The sequence below is a fragment of the Paenibacillus taichungensis genome, assembly GCF_013359905.1.
Lineage (GTDB): Bacteria > Bacillota > Bacilli > Paenibacillales > Paenibacillaceae > Paenibacillus > Paenibacillus taichungensis.
Genome location: NZ_JABMCC010000121.1, coordinates 757,124 through 777,787, shown reverse-complemented (window position 1 = coordinate 777,787; position 20,664 = coordinate 757,124). Strand labels below are relative to the sequence as shown.

At 42.3% G+C, this 20,664-nt stretch carries 28 protein-coding genes; 5 read left to right on the top strand and 23 right to left on the bottom strand.

The window, feature by feature from the left end; all coding sequences use genetic code 11:
• Window positions 1–56 precede the first annotated feature (56 nt).
• The 11 genes from HP548_RS31290 to HP548_RS31240 form a co-directional block, all read right to left on the bottom strand.
• Entirely contained in the window at window positions 57–350 is a 294-nt protein-coding gene (locus HP548_RS31290; protein WP_175383847.1) for an RNA polymerase alpha subunit C-terminal domain-containing protein, read from the bottom strand.
• A gap of 58 nt (window positions 351–408) precedes the next feature.
• A complete protein-coding gene (locus HP548_RS31285) occupies window positions 409–1,416 on the bottom strand; it encodes an aminoglycoside phosphotransferase family protein (RefSeq protein ID WP_175383846.1) in 1,008 nt (335 codons plus the stop codon).
• Between the two features lie 3 nt (window positions 1,417–1,419).
• On the bottom strand, window positions 1,420–2,397 hold the full coding sequence (locus tag HP548_RS31280; RefSeq protein WP_175383845.1) for a GNAT family N-acetyltransferase: 978 nt from the start codon (window positions 2,395–2,397) through the stop codon (window positions 1,420–1,422).
• A 55-nt stretch (window positions 2,398–2,452) separates the two neighbouring features.
• Window positions 2,453–2,977, bottom strand: a complete 525-nt coding sequence (locus tag HP548_RS31275) for a GNAT family N-acetyltransferase (RefSeq protein WP_246318281.1) — start codon at window positions 2,975–2,977, stop codon at window positions 2,453–2,455.
• Entirely contained in the window at window positions 2,974–4,008 is a 1,035-nt protein-coding gene (locus HP548_RS31270) for an alpha/beta fold hydrolase (RefSeq protein WP_175383844.1), read from the bottom strand. The genes HP548_RS31275 and HP548_RS31270 overlap by 4 nt, the downstream gene beginning before the upstream one ends.
• Window positions 4,009–4,089: 81 nt before the next feature.
• Window positions 4,090–4,593 (bottom strand): DUF4275 family protein, encoded by a 504-nt coding sequence (locus tag HP548_RS31265; RefSeq protein ID WP_175383843.1) that lies wholly within the window; start codon window positions 4,591–4,593, stop codon window positions 4,090–4,092.
• 71 nt (window positions 4,594–4,664) lie between these two features.
• Complete coding sequence (locus tag HP548_RS31260) at window positions 4,665–5,207, bottom strand: NUDIX hydrolase (protein WP_175383842.1); 543 nt, start codon at window positions 5,205–5,207, stop codon at window positions 4,665–4,667.
• A 167-nt stretch (window positions 5,208–5,374) separates the two neighbouring features.
• Window positions 5,375–6,052, bottom strand: a complete 678-nt coding sequence (locus HP548_RS31255; protein ID WP_090894823.1) for an ABC transporter ATP-binding protein — start codon at window positions 6,050–6,052, stop codon at window positions 5,375–5,377.
• Complete coding sequence (locus tag HP548_RS31250; RefSeq protein ID WP_175383841.1) at window positions 6,049–7,173, bottom strand: ABC transporter permease; 1,125 nt, start codon at window positions 7,171–7,173, stop codon at window positions 6,049–6,051. The genes HP548_RS31255 and HP548_RS31250 overlap by 4 nt, the downstream gene beginning before the upstream one ends.
• Before the next feature lie 66 nt (window positions 7,174–7,239).
• The gene (locus HP548_RS31245) at window positions 7,240–8,589 is read right to left on the bottom strand and encodes a sensor histidine kinase (RefSeq protein WP_246318280.1); all 1,350 of its coding nucleotides are present in this window, start codon (window positions 8,587–8,589) and stop codon (window positions 7,240–7,242) included.
• Between the two features lie 23 nt (window positions 8,590–8,612).
• Entirely contained in the window at window positions 8,613–9,290 is a 678-nt protein-coding gene (locus tag HP548_RS31240; protein WP_063564057.1) for a response regulator transcription factor, read from the bottom strand.
• Window positions 9,291–9,792: 502 nt separating this feature from the next.
• On the opposite strand from HP548_RS31240, the gene HP548_RS31235 reads away from it, so the two are divergent.
• Window positions 9,793–10,761, top strand: coding sequence for a cation diffusion facilitator family transporter (locus HP548_RS31235; RefSeq protein WP_175383839.1), 969 nt, complete (start codon window positions 9,793–9,795; stop codon window positions 10,759–10,761).
• A 303-nt stretch (window positions 10,762–11,064) separates the two neighbouring features.
• Here the strand turns inward: HP548_RS31235 and HP548_RS31230 are convergent, their stop codons facing one another.
• Together HP548_RS31230 and HP548_RS31225 are read right to left on the bottom strand one after the other, a co-directional pair.
• Window positions 11,065–11,481, bottom strand: coding sequence for a hypothetical protein (locus HP548_RS31230; protein WP_175383838.1), 417 nt, complete (start codon window positions 11,479–11,481; stop codon window positions 11,065–11,067).
• A gap of 67 nt (window positions 11,482–11,548) precedes the next feature.
• Window positions 11,549–11,761: a hypothetical protein gene (locus HP548_RS31225; RefSeq protein WP_175383837.1), complete on the bottom strand. Its 213-nt coding sequence runs from the start codon at window positions 11,759–11,761 to the stop codon at window positions 11,549–11,551.
• Window positions 11,762–11,904: 143 nt separating this feature from the next.
• Between HP548_RS31225 and HP548_RS31220 the strand changes: the two genes are divergently transcribed.
• Window positions 11,905–12,333, top strand: coding sequence for a hypothetical protein (locus tag HP548_RS31220; RefSeq protein ID WP_175383836.1), 429 nt, complete (start codon window positions 11,905–11,907; stop codon window positions 12,331–12,333).
• Window positions 12,334–12,426: 93 nt separating this feature from the next.
• Here the strand turns inward: HP548_RS31220 and HP548_RS31215 are convergent, their stop codons facing one another.
• From HP548_RS31215 to HP548_RS33990, 5 genes are read right to left on the bottom strand one after another with little or no spacing between them, the layout of a single operon-like run.
• Entirely contained in the window at window positions 12,427–13,290 is an 864-nt protein-coding gene (locus HP548_RS31215) for an imm11 family protein (protein ID WP_175383835.1), read from the bottom strand.
• A gap of 35 nt (window positions 13,291–13,325) precedes the next feature.
• On the bottom strand, window positions 13,326–13,637 hold the full coding sequence (locus tag HP548_RS31210; protein WP_063564049.1) for a hypothetical protein: 312 nt from the start codon (window positions 13,635–13,637) through the stop codon (window positions 13,326–13,328).
• A gap of 4 nt (window positions 13,638–13,641) precedes the next feature.
• The gene (locus tag HP548_RS31205) at window positions 13,642–13,929 is read right to left on the bottom strand and encodes an NUDIX domain-containing protein (protein WP_175383834.1); all 288 of its coding nucleotides are present in this window, start codon (window positions 13,927–13,929) and stop codon (window positions 13,642–13,644) included.
• Between the two features lie 16 nt (window positions 13,930–13,945).
• Window positions 13,946–14,203, bottom strand: coding sequence for an HAD-IIIA family hydrolase (locus tag HP548_RS33995; RefSeq protein WP_306553922.1), 258 nt, complete (start codon window positions 14,201–14,203; stop codon window positions 13,946–13,948).
• Window positions 14,104–14,373, bottom strand: coding sequence for a hypothetical protein (locus HP548_RS33990; protein ID WP_306553880.1), 270 nt, complete (start codon window positions 14,371–14,373; stop codon window positions 14,104–14,106). The genes HP548_RS33995 and HP548_RS33990 overlap by 100 nt, the downstream gene beginning before the upstream one ends.
• 236 nt (window positions 14,374–14,609) lie before the next feature.
• On the opposite strand from HP548_RS33990, the gene HP548_RS31195 reads away from it, so the two are divergent.
• Together HP548_RS31195 and HP548_RS31190 are read left to right on the top strand one after the other, a co-directional pair.
• Entirely contained in the window at window positions 14,610–15,119 is a 510-nt protein-coding gene (locus HP548_RS31195) for an RNA polymerase sigma factor (protein ID WP_175383833.1), read from the top strand.
• Between the two features lie 2 nt (window positions 15,120–15,121).
• A complete protein-coding gene (locus HP548_RS31190; protein WP_246318278.1) occupies window positions 15,122–16,177 on the top strand; it encodes an anti sigma factor C-terminal domain-containing protein in 1,056 nt (351 codons plus the stop codon).
• Between the two features lie 161 nt (window positions 16,178–16,338).
• Here the strand turns inward: HP548_RS31190 and HP548_RS31185 are convergent, their stop codons facing one another.
• The 4 genes from HP548_RS31185 to HP548_RS31170 all read right to left on the bottom strand — a co-directional run bounded on the left by HP548_RS31185 (window position 16,339) and on the right by HP548_RS31170 (window position 19,336).
• On the bottom strand, window positions 16,339–17,202 hold the full coding sequence (locus HP548_RS31185; RefSeq protein WP_099855096.1) for a DUF4085 family protein: 864 nt from the start codon (window positions 17,200–17,202) through the stop codon (window positions 16,339–16,341).
• Between the two features lie 56 nt (window positions 17,203–17,258).
• On the bottom strand, window positions 17,259–17,648 hold the full coding sequence (locus HP548_RS31180; protein WP_217504871.1) for a hypothetical protein: 390 nt from the start codon (window positions 17,646–17,648) through the stop codon (window positions 17,259–17,261).
• Window positions 17,649–17,728: 80 nt separating this feature from the next.
• The gene (locus HP548_RS31175; RefSeq protein ID WP_175383831.1) at window positions 17,729–18,850 is read right to left on the bottom strand and encodes a hypothetical protein; all 1,122 of its coding nucleotides are present in this window, start codon (window positions 18,848–18,850) and stop codon (window positions 17,729–17,731) included.
• 168 nt (window positions 18,851–19,018) lie between these two features.
• Window positions 19,019–19,336 carry a winged helix-turn-helix transcriptional regulator gene (locus HP548_RS31170; protein WP_175384036.1) on the bottom strand — a complete coding sequence of 106 codons (318 nt, stop codon included), beginning with the start codon at window positions 19,334–19,336 and terminating at the stop codon, window positions 19,019–19,021.
• 316 nt (window positions 19,337–19,652) lie between these two features.
• Here HP548_RS31170 and HP548_RS31165 point away from each other — a divergent pair, with 316 nt between their 5' ends.
• The gene (locus HP548_RS31165) at window positions 19,653–20,240 is read left to right on the top strand and encodes an NAD(P)H oxidoreductase (RefSeq protein WP_175384035.1); all 588 of its coding nucleotides are present in this window, start codon (window positions 19,653–19,655) and stop codon (window positions 20,238–20,240) included.
• 176 nt (window positions 20,241–20,416) lie between these two features.
• Here HP548_RS31165 and HP548_RS31160 read toward each other — a convergent pair whose 3' ends face one another.
• On the bottom strand, window positions 20,417–20,653 hold the full coding sequence (locus HP548_RS31160; protein ID WP_343054953.1) for a hypothetical protein: 237 nt from the start codon (window positions 20,651–20,653) through the stop codon (window positions 20,417–20,419).
• Window positions 20,654–20,664 lie beyond the last annotated feature (11 nt).

Here is a 20,664-nt window from a genome sequence, read left to right as displayed (position 1 = left end):
AGGAAGAGATACGATACCAATTTCTCCAATTAAAGCCATTGACCAACAAAAGAGGGTTACTCTTTAAAAGATAATCCCTCTTCTTCAAGTGCTTGTCGAAGTTTTGGCATTGCAGAAGGCCCGATCCCGTGCAGCTTCAGAATCTCTTTTTCGGAGTATTGCGAGAGTAGCTGCAACGTCGTAATTCCCTGATTCTCCAGCGCACGTCTGGCGGGTGCAGACAGCAATGAAAGAAATCCCTCTTTCGGTTTCCGTTCCTTCTCACAGACAGGACAGGTCGGACAATCGCTACTTTTGTAATAGGAATGCCCTTGTTCGCATGTTCTTAGTGTTCCTTTTGCGTTTACCATGCAGTTCACACCTTTCCGTTTTATGTTTATGGGATAACAATTATCTCGTATCTCGGATTTAGCTACTCAACCAGTTCTCAACATCGGAGATCATATCCTCGTATTGTTTTAAAGCCTCTATAGTCCATGTAACTTGTGATGTTCCCAACTGTTGCTCTTCACCGTCTGTGCATTCAATCCACAAAGAGCGTTTCAGACTGTATTCGAGCCAATCCAATTTCCCGGAAAAACCATTTTCGAGAACCCTTCTCCAATTGGCGTTTAAATTCCCCACTCGAGACCGATATCCATTTATAAAAGCCAAGAACCTTTCTTTGCCCACGTTTCCGGTCTGATCCATAGACCAATACATCGCTGTTTCCAACAGATCATGCATCGGATTGATATAACCCGCTGATTCCCAATCAATAATGATGGGGTTGTCCTGCTGCCACATCACGTTCTTAGGTTCAAGATCTCTATGGCTAATAACTGCATCTGAAGCCAGTATTACTGATGCATTTTTTGCCTGAGCACTCCACTCATAGAGCTTTTGAATGTTATCAGCTAATAAGATTGTCCAATCCGAATTTTCTGTCTGCCCTTTGTTTAAATAATCATTCCAATCGGTTTCTTTGGAATCATCCAACTGAAGGTCAGGAATATGAAGCTGTGAAAAATCAGTTTTATGAATCTCCGCAAGAATCATGCCCATATGCTCACAATGGGTTTCGGTTACTTCATGAAGCTCCAGACTTTTACCATCGATCCAGTCAAATATAAGATAACATTGATGTTCTAAGATCTGCATTGAAGAACCGTTTATCACTTTGGCAGGTTGAGCATGGATAAAATTTGCTGCCACGTTTGCTATTTTTTCGGATTGGATATAATTCTGCATAGCTGTAGGTCTACTCATAATTTGAGGATTCAGTGCTTTCACAGCATATTTGGCATGTGTAGTTTCAATGGCATACATGCGATGTAAAAGCCCACCCGAGATTGCCTTGGGCTTACTGTTCAACTCACCAAGTTCTAATTCAGCGACGAGTTTTTCGAATTTTAGATTATATTGATTATTATTCATACGTTACAACACCTTTTGGAAACTACCAATATCCAATCTGCGATCAAATTTATATCCCACGCCTTTAAACATCGCACATTGCTCATACCCATGCTTTTCGAACAGGGACTTGCTGAGTGTGTTTTCCATGCATACCGTAGCAATTAAGGTGTAGAACCCTTGCTCGCGCGCAACATTCTCTATAAATCGCAGTGCCGTTCCACCAATGCCCTTCCCTACAATATCCGGTTTCAAATAAATGGTTACTTCTCCCGAGAAGTCATAGGCTTGTTTGCTCTTGTATTGCGTAATTAGCACATACCCTTTAATTTCGTTCTCTTCTTTAATGACAAACGATTTAAAGCGCGGATCTCTGTTTATGACAGATGCCTTGATTTCTTCCAGGGTCAATTCTTCAGTATGAAACGAGATAGTCGTGTTGGAAACGTAGTAATTATATATTTCTCTGACTTCAGTCAAATCCTGCTCCGTTATTTCTTCAAAAGAGTAGATGGACATTTCCAGTTTCATACTGATAAATAACATGTCCTCGTCATGCACTTTGCTATAAAACTCCTTATCTCTTTTAAAGCCTATCCGCTCATACACTTTAATTGCTCGTTCGTTGAATGTGGCAACCACCAGTCGAAATTGAGAACTATTAAATTGGTTTTGCAAGAATGCTAAACTTTGTTTAAGGAATACCGATCCTATATTTTGCCCTGTCAGATCTGGATCTAATCCAAGGCCTATATCCAGATATCCTTCTTCTTGATACAGTCCGATTGAGGTTCCTCCCGGTACACGTGCTGATTCCCCACAACAAATAAATCCCACTACCCTCTCCATTTCATCCATGACTGAAAAGTACTCCCCATTCATCAATTCTTGAATATCTTCATTGGATTCAGAGAAACTGTACATCGCATATTCATGTTCGTACTTCCAGGTAGCGATTTTTTCTGCATCAACTATTTTCATTGGATGATAGGATAAAAGCATGAATAGTCCCCCTTTTTATACACTTACGGGTTTAATGAAGTCGATAGAGACACCATCATTGTTTTTCATACAGACTGGCACTCCAGTTCCCCTGTTTCATTCTGCGAATGTATTGGAATCCATAGTCTTTATAGTATTGATTAAGTCTCAGGTTATCTGCCATGCAATCCAGCCTGATCAAAGTTTTACCTTTTTGCCTAATGTTCTCTTCTGCTGATTTTAGAAGGAGCAGGCCTATATTTTGCCCTTTAAAATCTCTATTCACTGCAAATCGGTGTATGTATCCGGAATTGGTGTTGTCGAGCTCTTCCCAAATCAGGGAATCTGACCACGTTAAGGTATACGTCCCTACGATTTCATGATTTATTTCAGCAAGATATACGTCAGATCCATCCGTCATGAATTCATTTACTTGTTCCAAATTGAAATACTCAGGACGCCATTGAAATATCTCTTTGGAGTTCAGCCATCGGGCAGACTCCTGCCATAGGTTCAACACAATGGAAGCTTCCTCCGGTAATGCAAGTCTAGTTATGAGTTTAGTATTAATTTGCTCCATCAAGATCCCTCGCTTATTCAAAAGTTTAATACCCCCCTCAACCACGCTGCAAATCGTTCTTTCTCCTCGAACTGTGGGTAATGAGCCGATTCTTCAAATACAACAAAATCTTTTTCGGGTGCTCCAAGCTCATCGAAATAATCCCTTGCCGCATCCACAGACGTCATATAATCATACTTTCCCATAACAAAATAAGTCGGTATCTCCAGCTGATCTACAATGTCTGGCAAATGGTTGGTGGACCCCTCCTTCAGGAGAATTTCTTGTGTAGCCTGCACTCCCATCGAATAACGAATCACATCCAGTGCATTATATTCGGTTCCCAAAAGAAAGCCGAGCATATAGTCCCTGTTGTCATCAATAAGCCTAGCCGCACCGCCGTATTTGCGAACCAACTTTCTTGGTGTGTACTGCTCGCCTCGCTCAATCGGAACTCGAAGCCGTTCCAGACTTTCCACATCCGCTGTGCTGTTGGCTTGTCTCGCTTGTGTGATCGTATATTCCAAACTATCCAACTCACTCTGCACAGTATCAGCTACTTGTCCAATACCTATATAAGCAACGAATTTTTCAGGTGCTTTGGCCGCCGCTTTTGTCCCTATGTATGTACCAAATGAATGACCGACCAGCGTAACCTTTCTTTGCCCCAGTTCGGCAGTAACGTAATCCGCTAAAGCCAGTAAATCATCTACAAGCACATCTGAAGTCACATCCGAATAATCCTCCATGAAATGATATGACTTTCCACTTCCACGTTGATCATAATGCACAATAGTAAAATGTTGCTCAAGCTCCTGCTGATACTTCCTTACATAAGGAATCTCGGAGCAACCAGGACCACCATGCACAAAAAGAAGGATAGGATTGTTCCGATCCGTCCCGCGAATCATAACCTCATGACCTGCACCATTGATCTCGACCTGTCCTAACGTGCTGATACTATTCTCTCCCTTGATCCCAGGGGTCCATGTGGGAAAGATCAGAGCGATTATTACGAGTAAAAGAATACTAAGCATGGCGCGTCTGAATATTTTAATCGACCTCTTACGCATCAGATGGCTCCTCCGGCAGATATTCGTGTGTTTATTAAGTGGACTCCAAACTTCTCACTTGTTACTCCTTACTGCTCCTTGTTACTTCACTTTATAAAAATACGGTCCGCACATGGATTCATGGGTATGTACATACGTCCACGTGAACACTTGGTCAAAAATATAAATATCCTGTTCCGAATCAAAATCTCCTGCGATGACCTTATTCGCATTCTGAAATACCTGTATGAATGGTGTATGTTGATACATGACATACAATTCGTTTTTATTTTCGGCATTGAAAGCATCTCGTGCTGCATCGTCTGTTAGGCAATCCTGTTTCTCATAACTGAACATATGCCACTTGTACTGGCTATAATAGATAGCCTCTTTTACCTCTTCACTGATGCTCTTGGCAAATGTGTTATCCCATTTCTGTATCATTCCTTCGGATTCCTCGCACAATTCAGTCACAAGGACCCCCTTGTCCTCCAATTTTTTGTTATACATATATTTGCGGTGCACTAGCTCGATTCGCGAGTAAATCACGTTCAGTTCATGGTCCGGTAGAGCATCCAACAACTCATTAATTTCATCTCTAATCATCATAACCTCCGAAGTTTATTGGATTTAAGATTTAAGATTTAAGATAGATTTAGAATACACTAGCATTCCAGTTACTCACCGTTTGCTTCTTCTCGAAGCAAATAGGCTAATCGGTACATTTCCGCAATGTCATATCTATTCTGTTCTTCAAATCTCTTAATCGCTTCACCAATCTCCACAACCTCTACAGCAATTACCTGTTCCCCATCTGCCGGATTCAATGGTTTACCGACCAGCTCAACTTCTCCATAGCCAATAATTCTCACAAAATGAGGATGTGGAATATGCGGTCTATACGGCTCAGGTGCACTCGACATGCAATGAAATTGTCCAAACACCCGATACGTGACCAACTTGGCTCCGAGCTCCTCCATCACTTCACGTTGCAGTCCATCCATATACTTCTCTCCTACCTCCAACGTTCCTCCGGGCAGCTCCCATTTTCCGTTATCGATCTGAAAAACAACCACTCGTTCCCCCACAAACGGGATGATGCTCACATTGCTGACCAGCGTTTCATCCACGATGTCGTTCAATCTAAACTCCGCTTTAACAATCCCCCAATGAATCGATGTACTGAGCGCAGGGAACTGTTCCCGATCCAAAATTTTCATCCTACATCCGATCCTCTCTATGTAAAATAAATCTTCCATTATAAGTTCTAACTCTCATTATAGATCAAAAAAGAAAAAAGAAGGCCACTTTTCCCATCGGGAAGTCATGGACCTTCTCATGTTATTTCAGTTGAACTAAAGAATGATTACACGATCCACTCTGAGTGCTAATGGTGTACCAGTTTCCCGTTTTCCAAAAAGAGAACCCGATCACATAGCGGCAAAATCCGCTCATCATGCGTAACCATGACTGCACTCTTGCCCTGCTCCTTCACGAGCCGTGCGATCATGCCCACAATATCCAGTCCACGTTCCGCATCCAGACTGGCTGTCGGTTCGTCCGCGAGCAGGACGGCTGGATCATTCATCAAAGCTCTGGCAATGGCAACCCGCTGGCGTTCTCCGCCGGAAAGCTTCTCGGCATATGCCTTACGACGATGCGATAAACCTACCGTATCCAGCAACTCATCGACCCGCTTCTCTGCCTTGTTTTTGTCCGTTCCAGCGAGCTTGGCGACCACCATCAGTTGTTCTTCCACTTTCAGATACGGAATGAGGTTGGCACTTTGAAAAATAAACCCGAGCTGCTGGAGCCGTACATCGGAAATGTCCTGTTTGTTTTTGCCCATAATCGATGCGCCATCCAGCATAACCTGTCCCTCCGTCGGTTCAAGCAGTGCACCTGCGATGGACAGAAATGTACTTTTGCCTGAGCCAGAAGGCCCCATGACCGCGACGAGCTCTCCTTCGGCCACCTTAAGATCCAACTTATCCAATATCGTCCGTTTGACCCCGCCATCTTCGAATGTCTGTGTAATTCCCTGCAATACCAGTCGGTTTCTCATGCTGCTGTCCTCCCAATCGCATCAAGCGCATCAATTTTGGTAACCTTCCACACCGAGAATAGCGAACCCGCCATAGACATCACCACGAATAACACACAGGTTAGTGCCAGGGTGGACAAGCTTAATTGAAACGGCATTGAAGCTGGCAAGATCGATTCAAATAGCCGAACCAACAGCACACTGATCACCAGACTGCCGATGGACAGAAGCAATACTTGCAATGAAACACTGCCCGCCAGATATGAATTTCGAGTCCCAATAGCTTTTAAAATACCAAATTGACTCGTTTTCTGAATCGTGATGACGTAGAAGAATACCGCAAGCACAAACGCCGAGATGACAAATAAAAAGGCAATCATCATGAGCAGTGAGCCCTGTTCTTCCTTGTACCCAGGAATGGCCGATACCGCATCGGACTTCGTAATTACCTCTGTATTCGGCAAAGCGGTACTAAGGTTATCCACCTTCTCGCCTGCATCCTTGACGGCAATCGCATTGTATACCGGAGCATTAGAGTTTGCTGTTCCTTGCGAAGTACGAGAACCCTCTTGAATAGCGAGCCATTCCTGCTCGTTCAGAAACACAACCGGTGAGTGACTGAAGGACTCATTTTCCACAAATCCACCTACGGTCCACTTCGTTCCCGAGGCTTGATCGACCAGTTCCGTTCCAATCGTCACGCCAGATTCAGACAGTTTTTGATCCACTACAACCTGCCCGTCTTTCAGATCCGTAATTGTAGAGCCTTCGGTTACGGTTGGAGCCAGCCAGCCTTCCGGGTTCACCATGAATAGCGTTACATCAATCTTCTTTGTGTCACCAGCTGGACTGACCGTTGTCATTTTCACACCCAGCGGTTCAGCGTTCTCTTGCCCCACAACGGAGCGTGTCTGCTCCAGCTGGTCCTGATTCACCTGGGAGCGGGTAAAACGATGATTCGAATCCTGCTCCAGAACAAAATGGGTTGCTGCCATATTTTTGATGGATGCCGCGTTATCATACGCAAGCCCCTGTGCCAGACCTGTGACAAACAAAACCAGAAATGATACAAGCACCATAATTGTAGCAATTAATGCATATCGCCCTTTGGCAAACCTCATCTCTCTAATAGCCAAGTACATATTCTCTGACCTCCTCTTGATAACCCAAGTATAGGAGGCAAAAATGAACGGCAAATGAATAACAGATTACATCTGCGGGAGCGTCACGGTAAAGACCGTTCCTTCGGTCGAACTGGAGACCTCAATCGTGCCCTCATGGATGCGGATAATTTTCTGCACAATGGCAAGCCCAAGCCCGGTTCGGCCGGAAGAACGTTCTCTCGCACGGTCTACTCGGTAGAAACGATCAAAGAGGAACGGCAAATGCTCCGCTGCAATCCCGTCTCCTGTATCCCGAATATGGATTACGCACTGGGCATTGGTCTCTTCTGCACGAATCTCAATGCTTCTCCCCTGCGGAAGATGATTCACGGCATTCCCCAGCAGATTCATCCATACTTGCATGAGCAACACTTCATTGCCATATAACTGGATGGATTCGGGTACCGAGATCCTTAGCAACAGTTCTTTTTCTTCCAACTGCCATTGCAGCACCTGAACCGCTTGGCGGAATTGATCTCGTAGAGAAAATCTCACTTTCGTCAAATCCTCATGACCTTGTTCCAGAGAGGACAACAGCAGCAATTGTTTACTGAGCAACGAGAGATGGCGGCTCTCCTCTTCAATAATGGAGGCATAGTGCTCCCGTTCTTGTTCAGGCAGATCCTGATCTGCTACCAGTTGGGCAAATCCCTGAATCGAGGTCAGCGGCGATTGAATCTCATGTGATACGTTGGAAACAAACTGCTGACGTGCCTGATCCACTCGCTCCAATTCACGACTCATGGTCATGAAATGCTGGGCCAGCTGTCCAATCTCATCACGCCTAGTCGTGGACAATTTCAGATTATAGTTCCCTTGCGCAATGCGTTTGGTCGCCTCGGACAGACGTTCAATCGGATTCACCAGATAGCGGGTACTGATTATAAAGAGCAGGATGCTAATGCCCACCGTAAACGCTCCAATCAACGCAAAAAAGATACGCAGCTCACCGAATTGCAAAATGACATCCGGGCGCATAAACAACGCATAACTTGCATTGCCCATCTGTAGATGAACACCAACGGTATTGCTCAATTGATTATCGAAGAAACCGGTAATGAAAGGTTTGCTGGGAAACTCAGCGACGCCGTGGTATATCTCACCACTGAGCACCTGATCTACAGCCTGCTTGTCCAGATCCTTCTGGCGGAATTCACGGCCATAGAATTGGTCATTCCCTTTTCCATCCGTTACATAAATTTCGTAACCGAGCGCTGCGGCATTGTTCAGATAATGCTCTACCGTAGCTGGTTCCTGCTCTACAAACTGCTTCATTTGCGTCGCAATGCCAACTAACTTCTCATCATTGAAAGACTTCAGCTTCGCATGATAATAAATATTGGATAAAAGAAAACCCAGCATGGCGCTGACCAGAATCACCGCGATTGTAATCATAAACACCCGAAAGTACAGTGATCTCAATGCGCTTTCACCTCAATCTTATAACCAATCCCCCGTACCGTCTGAATGACAAAATCATCCCCATAATCGGCAAAACGATCACGAAGCCGCTTGATATGTACATCCACGGTGCGGTCATCGCCTTCATAATCCGCTCCCCAGACCAACCGAATTAGTTCATCACGCGAGAATAATCGCCCCGGAAACTGAGCAAGTTGAGAGAGTAGCTCGAACTCCTTCATTGGTAAAAAGAGAATCGATTGCCCATCGGAGACCTCGACATTATTCCGGTCAATCACGATGCGATTCATACGAATGATATCACTGGAAGTACGATGGTACCGACGAAATAATGCTTTAACCCGGTAGACCAGTTCCTCAGGTTCGAATGGCTTCGTCACATATTCATCTGTACCTCTCAAGTACCCATCCCGCTTGTCGGATAGTTGATCCCGTGCTGTCAGCAGCATGATCGGAATGTCATAATGTTGCCGAATGAAATCACATAACTCCAGCCCGTCCATACCTGGCATCATCACATCCAGAATCGCCAGATCGATTGGTGTTGCTTGCATAACCTTGACCGCTTCCACTCCATCCTGTGCTTCATGCACCCGATACCCTTCCTTAGTCATGACATGCCGGAGGAGTGCTCTAATATTGGCGTCGTCGTCCGCCAGAAGCAGATTCTTCATATTGTTGTCCGCCCCTTTTCTGTAAAGATGAAATGAATTATTTTTACACTAGCCACTACAAGGTCAGAACAATCTTCTGATCGCTGTTATCCCCAGATTTTTTTATTTCCTATTCAAAGGTTAAAATCCGGGGATAAAGGCGAACGCTCCGCTTCTCCAGATTTTTTCTGACCTCTCCGTTACCGTGTAAATATTAGTTTCAACTTATATTTACTTCATTTTATTATTTGTAGCGGGAACTTCCTCGACATTCATCCTGCACAGATGGTAGCACAAAAGTAACGTAAACCGCCAGCGCACATGCGATGAGCTTACAGGTCATGTTTATATTTTCTCAAATCTGGTTGACACTATTATTAGGCGCACCTATAATAAAACCATAACATATGAACAACTGCTCATATGTTCATGTATTATCACTTTATCATTTCCGAAGATCACTTGTAGTCACAAAAGAAATCAATTACATAACGGAGCACGGCTCCAAAGGAGAGGATCTCATATGTCCGGACATCATCACAGCCACGAACATGGACACAATCATGGTAGTACCAGTAACAAGAAAGTACTGTTGTTTTCCTTTATTATTATTACCGTTTATATGATTGTTGAAGCCGTTGGCGGATTCATCACCAACAGCTTGGCCCTCATCTCCGATGCAGGTCATATGTTGTCTGATTCCATAGCTTTGGGGATCGCCTTGCTGGCGTTCACCTTTGGCGAAAAAGCGGTGAATACAGGCAAAACGTACGGGTACAGACGCTTTGAGATTTTGGCAGCCACGTTAAATGGGGTCACCTTAATCGCCATCTCACTTTACATCTTTTACGAAGCAATTGGTCGCTTCATCAACCCACCAGAAGTCGCAACAGTCGGTATGTTGATCATCAGTATCATTGGACTGCTCATTAATATCCTGGTGGCATGGATCATGATGCGCGGTAGCGATACGGAGAATAACCTGAATATGCGCGGTGCTTATCTCCATGTCATTAGTGACATGTTGGGATCGGTTGGGGCTATTGCGGCGGCACTGCTCATGATGTTCTTCGGCTGGGGTTGGGCCGATCCACTCGCGAGTGTCATTGTTGCTGTACTGGTTCTGCGCAGTGGATTCTTTGTCACTAAATCATCCCTGCATATCTTGATGGAGGGAACGCCAGCGAATGTGGATGTAAATGACCTTGTTCAGACCATCAAACAAGTCGATGGCGTCAAAGGCGTGCACGACGTGCATGTCTGGTCCATCACCAGCAACCTGAATGCACTGACCGCTCATATTGTGGTGGACGGAACGATGGATGTCTACGCATCCGAGGTGCTTGTTCAGAAGATTGAGCATCTGTTGGAGCATAAAGAAATCAAACATGTGACACTGCAAGTCGAGTCTGAGAAGCATCTTCACGACACCTCGGTATTATGCACCGTCAAAGGCGACGCACCGGATGCTCATGCGCATCATCATCATTGAGATTAATAGTTGTAAATAGATACAGGACTTATTCCCGTTAGAGGAATAGTCCTGTTTTTCATTTTGCACGTAACTTTAATTCCATTCAGGTGTTATGTAATACAAATGGCATTATCAAATTAATTTGTTGTACACCGTAATTTACTTAATATAACGAGGAGGTTATATCTACCATGGGGAAATTCCAAAAGTTCATGTCAGTGATCCTTGTACTGATAACACTGCTCCTATTTCTTAACTACCTGGAGCTAAGAGAAAACAATAGACTACAAAACATCATCATCAATGGTATATATAATTAGCTTATCCATTTAAATGGATAGCCTGGATATGTTCTCGATCAAAATCAATAATCATAATGTGACCTTGTAACACATTGTCTCCACAGGCTATCGTTGCTCCGTAGTCCTCTTTACTATTAAATGTGATATCTACTTGATAAACTTCAATTTCATTAAACCAATCCTTATGTACTTGTTCGCAAAGTTCGTTCTCATAATAATTTCGAAATACGGCCTCACACTCCGTAAACCAATGCAGATATGACTCTACTACATCAGCAATTGCATCTAACTGAATAGTCGTCGATATATAGATTCGGACATCCTTTAAATCTTCATCCTTTATGGATTGCTTAAATATTTGGACTGTATTTTTCAAAACATAACATTTGTACCTCTCATCACTCTCTTCAACTAACTCAATGAAATCACTTCGCACCTTAACCCTCCTTCCATAAAACGACTTGCATGATGCAAGGTATTGCATCTTGAATAGGCACCCTATACTATACTTTCTCGTCAATAATATATTTATTATCGCCTTGTTTATTGTTATTTTGTTTATTAATTTCAGTTCTCAAATAGTGTACTTCTTTTATTAGATCCTCAAGTCTTTTCGATGTTTTTGATGAATCTATCGCATAGCGTATAACTGCAGCAACGATAAGAAACACAATAAAACATAGGATCAACGCTATAAGAGCTCCAAAGAATTCCATCCTGAATTACAACTCCTTACTTATATTAAACTGTAATTGATTAACTTTTATGTTTACATGCATATAACGTATTGTCAAACCAAGTGCGACGGAATTACGCTGGAGGATTTGTGAATACCACTATATAGAAAGAGGTAATCATCATGACAAATAGAGCATTTTCCCCGATTCTTCTGCTCATCCTACTTCTCACAGCCTGTGCTTCAGAAGTTCCTACTGAAAACCATGACACTGAGGTTATCCTAAGAAAAGAAGCTATACCCATAATTACGAATGTTGAGACTAACTATCCCGAAAAAGAAGGTTGGATTGTAATTCCTACAGATAGCACAGAGTTAAATATCACAGTAGAGGCGACCAATGCAGAAACACTTCTTTTCTGGGCCGTTCCAACAGGAACTGAGACTTGGGGAGAACGAGAACTGATTGGGTATGATACTAACGAGGACGATGGTTGGAAGATAACGTGGGATATTGCGGGTAAGTCTTTGCATCACCACGTGATTGTTCAGGCATTGGGGAGTGATGGTAAGACCATTACCGATGAAACGTTAAATATTACGAATGAGTAAGGATGATTTAGATCATTTAATTAACGAAGATATTTATTAATAATGGAGGCCTCCCCCGATAACTATTATCTTAGGTAGGCCTCCATTATTTTGTTATTTAAACCCTATACTCTCTTTCAAGCGACTAAACATCGTTTTACTTCTTTCTGGAATTCCCCACTGAAGTTCCAACAAAATGGGAGGATAGTAGATGGGGTTGATCCATGAGTAGCTCCCATCCAATTGAAGGTTCCCTAACCAAATTTGCTTATCCTTATCTGCCTTGATCGCCCACTCACCGGAGTACACCATATGGCCTTTATTTTTACGAGCGAACTTCTTGGCTTTATCAAAATCAAACACTTCTAGCAAGGAGCTATCAATTTCCTGACCCATCCGCTCATGCTTTTCTTCTTTGGCTTTCCAGGAAAATTCCGAATCCCAGATCTCCACCAATTGATAACCCACGATGGATTGACTTAATATCTCTTGCAAAAAATCTGAAACATATATGTAAGATAACTCTCTATCCTCGCTTGGTAGTTTAATTCTGAATATGTGTTGTCCTTGTAAAGCTTTTTGATCTAAAACGAGTGAATACTCATCAAACTGAGGAACGTCGTCATAATAAGTCCTTACTTTAGAGTTTACCGGGTCTATGCAATCGATAACACTCAGCACGTGTAAAATATAGTATTCCTCTTCAGTAGCCGTTGAGAGTGGCAAAAACTCGATATGTTCAATGTGGTTCTGTTCCAATAGTTCTTTCACTTTCCCACTAATGACAAGCGCTCCTGTGTATCTGTTTAAAATATCGGCTGGTTTGCCCAAATCATTAAATTCTACGTTAGGTGCAGACCATTCCTGAATAATCGGCTTATCACTGCCTAATGCCTCATAAACCTGATCTGATTCCTCCGAATCGCTAAACTCAATCGTATTATTCGGTGGATAGTAGTCTAACAACCATGCTTTCATTCATTTCACTCCTGCTTATAAGATGCGTACTATTGCTAAACAAACCAAAAACGATAAAACTCTTCCGAAAACCAAAACCATATGATTCCTAATATCACCATGATGCAGCCTAATGCTTTTAATATCACTTCTATCAATTTTGGAATATCTCTGTTTGGCGGGTTGTCCTCAAATTCCCTATTTGGTTTGATTCCCCTATATCTCATCAGAACAAAGCATCTATATAAAATATCAGGAAAGAAATAAAACACAATCCCCAAGACAAACACCGGAATGGATAAATAACCAAATGTGCTGGTTGTCCATTCAATATCAATACCATTTGGTTTCTTCCCATATAGATTCATAGAATTATTTAATAAAATGCGTCCTTTCTTCTTGATTAGTACTAAAAATATAGTCTGGATACTTGTTTGCAATAGGTGGAAGCTCATGCTCGGGGAAAAATTGCAGATCTTTCATCTCTTCATTATCGGATGCCAGTTGTCCAGACTTGATACTGCATTCAAATACGATCGTTAAATATTCAACCTGGTGACCATTACTGTATGTAAACCGCTGCTCTTCACCACCATAGATCCCTATCACTTTCTCCGGTTTTATGATAAGTCCTGTCTCTTCCCATGCTTCTCTTATCATCGCTTGAGCAGGTGTCTCACCGAGCTCGATTGCCGATATAATCAGGTTCGGTCTCTGTCCATTTGTCTCTGAATTTGGTTAATGAGGATTCTCCCCAACCTGTCTTCACCATGATCTTTGTCGCTCCTACTGCATGGGCAGCAAGCATGTCGGTATCCCCCACGTCACCAATAACTACGCATTTTGATAAATCCAGATCGTGTTGCTCTGAAGCATGTAACAACATACCAGGTTTCGGCTTTCTGCAGCTGCATTCTTGTTCATGTGGACATATATAGGACTGATCAAATCCACCTTAATTCCGCTTGTTTTTAAAAGCATGATTGCTTCCTTCGCATTCGGATATAATTCAAAATCTCTAGGATGGATAAAGTGACCTGTCCCACCGATTGTTCCATCTCTATCCATAAAAACAGCTTGTACTTCCAAATTTGATTTGGTCATGGTCTGTTCCTTTCCAAGAGAATTTCACATTGTTAAGCTACACTATGTTTTTCGAGCCCAATTTAAAAGTTTTTTTATATACTTTCTCATTAACGATATGTTTTTCGTTCTCTTACTTATGGTTACTCCTTTTTCTTATTTTAGTTTCCTAAAGAAACCTCCTAAAATTTTTCATTTTTACTGTAACATTATTTGACTTGACCCGTTGTCTAAAGAGAAGGAGGAGGAAACTTGAAATGAGGAGTGATTTATATGCCGAACTATTCAAGCAGTACCAATCCTCCCTGCATCTCTATCTATACCGTATGTGTGGATCTCAGGAGACAGCTGAGGAGTTAGTTCAAGAAACCTTTTACAGAGCCATGGTATCCATGAAAGCAGAGCATGCAAGTTACGCCAGAGCCTGGCTATACAAAGTAGCTCGGCATTTATTTATTGATTGGTATCGTAAATATCGTGGAGAAATTCAAATGAATCGAGAGATGGAGCAGCAAGCGACAGAAAATACATATCGTTCCCCTGAGGAAGTGCTCACAGCTCGTGAACGTACCCTTCGTATTAAACAAGTGATGAAGAAACTTCCCGAACAATATAGAACCATTTTGTTGCTACGAGAAATGAACGAGTTATCTTATAACGAACTATGCGAGATTCTGGATATGAACATGAACAAGGTCAAGGTCACTCTTTTTCGCGCCAGAGAACGATTCAAAGCAGAGATGCTTCAAATGAAAGGAGACGTTTGAGAATGTCTAAAACACCACATGATGAGGAACGTGTATTTCGGGAAGAAGATTTTGAGTACCAGCGTCCTGAATGGGGCCATAAGCAGTTTAAACGAATGGTTTGGAAAACGAGATGGAAGTTTTTCCTAAATGCAGGAGGAGCTCTTTTTCTAGTATTTATGGTATATCACATCTATGTATCGTCACTCCATATCTATTTTGATCAGTCAAAGGTGCGTAATGACTTCATTCGTTCGATTGTATCTGTGGTTGAGATGCATGGTGACGGACTTCGGGTAGAGAAGACGAATTATGAACTCTTTGAAGTAACCCCACTCCTAACCCAGAAAGCTAATCTGAAAATATATCGACACGTGGGCTCATGGGAAGTAATCACAGGTGAAATTCAAGCTGCACTCAGTATAACCGGTAAATTCACCTATACGATTACAAATACAGGAGCGTATATGAATGGCAATAACCCAGGCCCTTTCTATCTCCCTTACTCCCTAGTAGATGGTATACCTACTAAAGATAAAGATACCTCTGATGAAAGCAGTAGCTTGAATCGGCTTCGTAAAATTGATGACGGACATGTCGCTGAGATGTCATTATCCTTGAAAAACCTAGCGCCTCCCGATCAACTGATGCAGCTTCTTACAGATTATGATGTTGCAGTAACCGCCATGCCGATCTATTCTGGCGAATTAATAGATCAAGATATCTCTTACTCTCGGTCAGGCATGTTTAACTATAATATTCCTCATTTGAGTCTTAAACCTCTTTCTGAATTTAAAGAGGATGGGGCAAATTGGTATAACTATTTTGTCCCAGACGATATAGGACAGATGCAGGAACAAGTTCAAGCGATGATGTCTGATCTAGAGTGGATGTCAAACCATATTGAGTACAGTGGTGCTGAACTGGATATACAACGTCTTGCCTATTTAAAAAAGAATGGCGTTCAAGTATATGGCGCGGTTGTTACTGGTCCCGTACGAGAGTTAGAGAAACTTACAAAGGTCCCGGAATTCCAACATTTCCATTTGAATCGAGTAGAGATATGGAATTGGGATTAAAATGACTTATCCAGTATCGACATTACGTTTCATATAAGAAAAGAGATGATACCTGTTTAATCAGTGGTATTATCTCTTTTTTTGATTTCTTTTTTTCATAAAATCACCTTGTGTAATATTATTGTTGCGGGAAGCTCAGTTTCTCTACCGCCGCCTCTGCCTCACTCTTCTTCTGCGAGAATATCTTCACAGCGAACGATCAGTTCAGGCATATCTTCTCCATAAAATAAAACATGAAGCTCATATCCGTTATCAATCTGGTACAGCTCTTGATACAGCCAGTAACTGCCTACAATCTCTCCTTCTTGCTTGATGATTTCGGATGCAATCAGCGTAAGTTTATTCATATTAGTGAAGCCTCCACTGGTATCAAAACGAATGACAACTTCCTCTCCCGCCAGCAGTTCCGTCACTGTACAATCATGAAATTGAACCCGGCTACGAATTTCATCCGAAATATCCTGCGCTAAAATGGCCTCCCTGTATTCTTTCGATACGCGGTCCATCTCTATCGTATTTTCCGCACTCTGTTTCTTCAACTGAAGCAATATTTCTCTTGTGCAATAACCGAGCGTAAACACACGGATATCTGCAATTTGCTCAACGATGTTTTGGGGTAAACGCTCTTTCTGGCTTTGGACACTCCCTTCCATCATTTCTTTATACTCTTTTTTGCATTTTCCCTCGTCAAAAGGAGGGCGGACATCATACTCCGCAATAAGCTTCTCAATATGCGCTCTTTGTTCTGGCGGCATATGATAAATCATCTTATCCTCTTCAGCTACCACTTCCTCACTAAAAAACTGGTCAGCACGCACAAGAACCGTACCATCATGCTTCAGCATAGAACGAGGATCGATGTTATATATCTCACGTTCCACATTTACATGCGCTTTTTCTTTTCTTTTGTACAACCTCAGAAAAAGTGCTTCGTCCAATTCGTTAGTTCCGCTATGTACTCTCAATCCAAAATGAAGACCAGTCCGCTGGCAGGTTTCATACCATTCTTTTGTTCGATATTTCATGAGTGATCTCTCCTATCTCGACGAATCCTTCTAGATGCTCTAACCAACGTAGAAGACTACATTAATGTTTGAAAGAATTTCTGTTTCACTTGTTTTTTATGGCGCGCTGCCCATTCATTTAATCCCCTTAAACCTTTGGTCTCCTGGCTTTGTTCAAAATAAAAACATAAATCCGTAGGAACTAGCCGTCTTCCATGGAGTTTAATTCCAATGCGGTCGTAATTCATATAGATGCACTCAATTTGAGTTGCTTCATATTTCTGATTTTTCGTAGATATCACATAATCGCTTCCCAGAGTAATAGTCGAATTGGTGAAAAATAAACGTTTGATAAGGATGACAATATAAACGAAAATAAAGATCATCATAGCCATTGTAAAATAACTTAATATACCTACACGGCTAACGGAAAAATTCATGAACAAAAAAATTTCAAGGATCAGCATTACTACTAAATTCAGCTTGGCCCGTGGATATGTAGTCATATATTTGATAAGCTATCCCTCCCAAATCACTTGTTGATATCTTAAATGCGTGGCGCTATGCCTTCTGATTGTAAAACTTCTAACTTGGCTGAAGGGATGCTTTCTTGCAAATCTCCATTCATCACATCCATTGCCTCCCATTCGACGAACACAACAAAGTTTTCCGTAAGTCCTGAGTAAGCAGACCAATTCATCGTTTCATTGAGGTCATACGCGACTTCCTTCCACAAGCTCATGCCTTCCTCCCACCAATCACCGATGCTACGCCAATACATAATAAGAGTTCTAAGCTTCTGAATTAAATCATGATCCATAAGTTCTTGTTGATCGTTCACAGGATGCTCACCTGAACTCCAGATCCTGTAATAATAATCTTCGCCCTCATCTTTTTCTTCTATTTGCTCTTCCCTTACCTCTTGCCAGCCTGGGTGAAAAATAGGTGAATAAACCGTATGAACTTCATCATGTAAGTAAATTGAGAGAAAACAATATGTTTTGTTTGATTGTTTCTCACAAAGAGCACCAACAATTTCTTTCAAGGCCAGAATGAGTCCTTTTTTCACAGATTCCCGGAGCACGAAGACTTCTTCGGATGACATCAGCACGTAGATCATACCTTGGGTCCCATCTAACACACGCAGGAGAACACCTTGCTCATCATATTCGAAATACGTTCGAAGAAGGTGAACAAAATAATCATTATTTTCGTATTGAGGTTGGTATACTTCCACAAGTCTGTTGCCTTCATAGATATAGTCTTCATACTCTAATTTATTGAATCGAGTAAAATACTCCACTGACCGACAGACTAACCCGTCTTGTGTCAGATATTCCTTGACTGAGTCTAATTCGCCATCGACATACGTTCTTGTCGTTATTACACCATCTGCATATGTAACGTAGGTGTAGCCATCAATTAAATCGTCGCAGGCCAAAATTCGTATTCTGCCTTCTTCATCAAACTCATAATATGTATCCGTCTCTTCATCTGAGATATCTCCAGGAATTTCACCTTGGCGCGCATACCAATACGGCGAAATGTCATAACGTTTACTGGTCGTATATTCTCTTCTATCTACCAGTGCTTCTGCTTGTTGCTTGTAGAACTGATAATGTTCTTGTGCATCTTGATTAAGCTTTACATAATATTCATTGTTAATCATACTACTCACACCTCTCCATTAAAGAATCTACGAATTTCTAATTTTTTATATTACTTTTAATACATTCAACTTCTCACCCCCTTTTTTCTCCGGCTCATTTCAATCACAAATCACCAACATTTGCGATTACGCGATGATCCTTTATTTAACTGGACCAGGTTCGCCTCTTCAATACTCTGGAGAGTCAAACTCCTCCAATACCTTGAACTTATCCCCGTGAACCTTTTCAAGGTGCTCCTCTCCCCAATAGCACAAAAAGTCCAAAGCAGGTTTGAGTCCCCAACCGTAACTCGTTAACTCATATTCCACTTTTGGAGGAACCTCCGAATACACCTTTCGCTGCACGATCTCGTCCTTTTCCAAACCTCTGAGCTGCGTTGTCAGCACTTTCTGCGTGATGTCCGGTATCAACCGACGCAGCTCCGATGTACGTTTTCGCCCTGTCATCAAATGATAAATAATCAACGGCTTCCACTTTCCGCCCATCACTTCCAAGGCCGCCTCCACACCGACTTTATATTTCTTTGGAGTGCTCGTTTTTCCATGTTCCGTCAACTTTTAACCCTCCTTCATCAAGCTGTTGCCGAGGTAAAATCATAACCTTCATATTTCTCTTCGTTTCGTTATTTGAACTCCATTTCGAGGTAGTGATTCAGGGTACTTTGATGTTCCTATGGCACCTCATTCTTCCTATAGTACATCAAAGTGCGTACTTCCAGATGTTTTCATACCTGTTTATAATAGCATCAGCCGGCGATTCATGGCTACAAGACAGCAATACAGAAAGGTAGTGAAAGATAAGATGAATGTATTAGTCGTTGTGTCGCATTCGAGAAAAGATTCCCTGACCTTCCAGGTTACCGATCATTTCGTGCAGGGCCTTGCCGAGGCTGGTCACGATTTTGAGATATTGGATTTGCATGGCATTGGCTTCGACCCTGTCCTCCAAGGCATAGATGAACCTGACTTTACCAAGGAACATCAGGTATTCTCCCCTGAGATAGAAGCGGAGATCGAGCGATTGAAGAAGCACGATGCTGTCGCTTTTGTGTTTCCTCTCTGGTGGTGGCATCTGCCAGCCATGCTGAAAGGGTATGTGGATCGTGTAATGAACAACGGGTTTGCCTACGGCTCGAACAAGCTTCATCATCAGCAGATGTTATGGATTGCTCTTGCGGGCGTGACGGAAGAACAGATGCAGAAGCGAAACTATGATGAATCAATCACGAATCTGCTCAATGTGGGTATTGCCAATTACTGCGGCGTGCCCCAGTCGAGCGTTGAATTTTTATATGAAACGTTGGATGCGCAGCCTGAGCATTATGAGGCACTTCTGAAACAGGCGTATCAGTTGGGACTAAATTATGGCAACGATATTCCGACTCCATAACGGTATTACGCTCCTATATGAGGTCTGAAGTTTTGTTGTAAGTTCGGTGGCTTGAAGCCTTTTTTGTGAAAATAAAATACGTTAACCATCACGCTAATCTCTCGAGTTTAAGAACAACTACCCTTTAAAACACAAAAAGGTCGCTCCGAAGAGCGACCCTACATTTGTATCATTCATTATTTTACTGTCGAGAGAAGAAACTTCTTCAGCATGGTGATATGGGTAATACTATGGTTGCAAGCATTGTTATCCATACATACGTACTGGGCAATGGAAGAAAAGTTATCCAGCGAATGGCTCTTGGTCTTCACGTTGAAGAATCCGAGCTCCTGATGGCGACTACAGAAACTACAGTACCCTTTCTTGTTCGTGGCTGTAATCCGTCCGTCAATACCGAGGAACTTGTTTTCCAATACGGAATTAC